4 protein-coding genes are annotated in these 2,704 nt (G+C 62.5%); 1 reads left to right on the forward strand and 3 read right to left on the reverse strand.

Annotated elements, in window-relative coordinates:
- Nucleotides 1-683: esterase-like activity of phytase family protein (locus tag EN993_RS34225; protein WP_127266086.1), on the forward strand; the 683-nt coding region annotated here is incomplete at its 5' end.
- Between the two features lie 17 nt (nucleotides 684-700).
- Here the strand turns inward: EN993_RS34225 and EN993_RS34230 are convergent.
- The 3 genes from EN993_RS34230 to rpmB all read right to left on the reverse strand — a co-directional run bounded on the left by EN993_RS34230 (nucleotide 701) and on the right by rpmB (nucleotide 2,515).
- Nucleotides 701-1,372: a hypothetical protein gene (locus tag EN993_RS34230; protein WP_109671611.1), complete on the reverse strand. Its 672-nt coding sequence runs from the start codon at nucleotides 1,370-1,372 to the stop codon at nucleotides 701-703.
- 3 nt (nucleotides 1,373-1,375) lie between these two features.
- Nucleotides 1,376-2,056 (reverse strand): queuosine precursor transporter, encoded by a 681-nt coding sequence (locus EN993_RS34235; RefSeq protein ID WP_127266087.1) that lies wholly within the window; start codon nucleotides 2,054-2,056, stop codon nucleotides 1,376-1,378.
- 162 nt (nucleotides 2,057-2,218) lie between these two features.
- On the reverse strand, nucleotides 2,219-2,515 hold the full coding sequence (gene rpmB, locus EN993_RS34240) for a 50S ribosomal protein L28 (protein WP_056583698.1): 297 nt from the start codon (nucleotides 2,513-2,515) through the stop codon (nucleotides 2,219-2,221).
- Nucleotides 2,516-2,704: the final 189 nt, after the last annotated feature.

Here is a 2,704-nt window from a genome sequence, read left to right on the forward strand (position 1 = left end):
AGAATTTCCGCATGCAGCAGATGGTCGACGAGACCGGCCGGCCGATCGACAAGAAATGGGAGGTCGATGCGGAAGGCCTCGCGGTCAAGGACGGGATTGCCACCGTCGGCTTCGAGCGCAACCACCGCGTCGCCCAGTTCAAGATCGACCCGGCCGACATGAAGGCGCCGTTCAAGCAGCTTGATTTCCTGGTTCCGGCCCGGGAGCTGCGCCAGAATCGCGGCTTCGAGACCGTCACCCACGCCAATGCCAACGGCCAGCACGAGGGCGGGCTGGTGGTGGTCTCCGAGAAGAGCCTCGACAAGGCCGGCAACATCTATGCCGCCATCATCGAAGGGCCGCACAAGGGCGTCTTCACCGTCAAGCGCAATGGCGATTTCGACATCACCGACGGCGCCTTCCTGCCGGATGGCGACCTGCTGCTTCTGGAGCGCAGCTTCTCGATGGCCCGCGGCGTCAAGATGCGGCTGCGGCGCATCTATGGCGAGAGTGTCGAAAAGGGCGCCGTCGCCGATGGGCCTGTGCTGCTGGAAGCCGACATGGGCTACCAGATCGACAATATGGAAGGGCTCGACGTCTGGACCCGTGACGACGGCGCGCTGATGGTGTCGCTGATCTCCGACGACAACCATTCGATCCTGCAGCGCAACCTCTATCTGGAATTCATCCTGCACCAGGATTGAGCCCCGCCACTGCCGGCTTACGTCCTGGTGGCTATCCAGATGACATGGCGCGCGCCGCGTCTGCCGTTGGCACGCGTGTTGACCTCTTCGACCGTGAAGTCTGCCTGCTTCAGCCGCCGCGAGAAGCCGCTGTCGGGGCCCTGCGACCACACCGCCAGCACACCACCCGGCTTTAGCGCGGCGCGTGCGGCGCTAAGGCCCTGCAGGCTGTAAAGCGCATCGTTGGATTTGTGGACGATGCCTTCGGGACCGTTGTCGACATCGAGCAGGATGGCGTCCCAGGCCGCGGGCTGCGAGCGTATCAGCTGGCCGACATCGGCCTCCTGGATGGTGACGCGCGGATCGTTGAGACAGCCGCCAAAGATTTCGGCCATTGGGCCGCGTGCCCAGGCGACGACGGCAGGCACCAGTTCGGCGACAACGATTCCGGCATCATTGCCCAGTTCTGTGAGTGCGGCGCGCAAGGTAAAACCCATGCCAAGCCCACCGATCAGGATTCTTGGCTGCCGATGACTGGCAATCCGCCCGCATGACAGTTTTGCCAGCGCTTCCTCGGAGCCGCTGAGGCGGCTGTTCATGAGCTCGTTGGTGCCGAGCATGATCGAGAATTCTGACCCGCGCCGCTTGAGGCGAAGTTCCTGCGCGCCATCCGGGGTCCTTGCCGAATCGAGCTGGACCCAGGGGATCATATTTTAAGCCGCAATTGCCGGCTGGCTCCAGCGGGCGGCGAGCAGCCGGTAGGGGATGAGTGCGACGACGGCGATGATCAGTTTCACCGACAGATCACCAAGCGCCCACGAAACCCAGCGCATCGCGTCGACATGGAAGACGCCCATCAACGGTGCGGTTTCGAGCGCAAAGCTGTCGTTCGGACCAGCGAAGGCAAAGGCGGCCGAGAAAGCGACGGTGAAGAACACGGCGGTGTCGAACACCGATCCGACCAGCGTGCCGATGATCGGCGCCCGCCACCAGCTCTGCCGGCGCAGCCGGTTGAAGACGGTCACATCCAGCAATTGCGCGGAAAGAAATGCCGCGCCGGAGGCCGCCGCGATCCGCACCAGCCGGTCGGCGGCGGTCTCGAATTCGATCAGGCCGTGGCGGAACAGGAAGGGCGGGACAAGGATCGAGCAGACCACCGCCGTCATGAAGCCGACAAAGACGATCCTGCGCGCCACAGTAGGCCCGTAGCGGCGGTTGGCGAGGTCGGTGACCAGAAAGGAGAAGGGGTAGGTGAAGGCGCCCCAGGTCAAAAGGTCGGCCAGCGACAGGCCGCCGACCTGGCCCTGCATCGGGAACTGCACAAGAATGTTCGACGCCACGACGACAAGTGCCATGGCGGCCACGAATGGCAAATATCGCGAGAAGGAAGTCATTTTTTTATCCTGGGTAATGGAACCAGCGGAGCGCCATGCCGAAATCGGATCACGCTCGCTTCGTATTTGAGCATCGGGTTGCCGAAACCTTGCGGATTCGATCCGATGCCAAAGGCCAACAAGAGGTTGGCCAGGGCGGTCGTCCCCCGCCTTTAAACGATGTCAGGCAGCAGGCTGCTCGGCGATCTTCTTGGCAATCTGCTTCTTCAGCAGACGCGCGCGCTGCGACAATTCCTTGACGTCGGCCTTGGCCAGGAAGGCGTCGAGGCCGCCGCGATGTTCGACCGAACGCAGCGCGTTGGCCGAGATGCGCAGGCGCACATTCTGGTTCAGCGCTTCCGAAATCAGCGTCACATTGACGAGATTCGGCAGGAAGCGACGCTTGGTCTTGTTGTTGGCGTGGCTCACATTGTTGCCGGACATGACTGCCTTGGCAGTGAGTTCGCAGGTGCGGGACATTGTTCTAACCTTCAGTTCTCGGGGTCTGCCAAACCTTTGTGCCCACGCCGGGTGGCGCGCGGTTCTGGTCAGGCGGCCTTATGGAAAAAGTTGGCGTTCCATAGTTGCATTTCGCCGGGGCGTCAAGCTCCGGCTTCCCCACGGACGCGCCCGGCATTTTCATATTAAGGCCGGAATTCATCCTATAAG

It is taken from the genome of Mesorhizobium sp. M7D.F.Ca.US.004.01.2.1, assembly GCF_003997785.1.
Lineage (GTDB): Bacteria > Pseudomonadota > Alphaproteobacteria > Rhizobiales > Rhizobiaceae > Mesorhizobium > Mesorhizobium loti.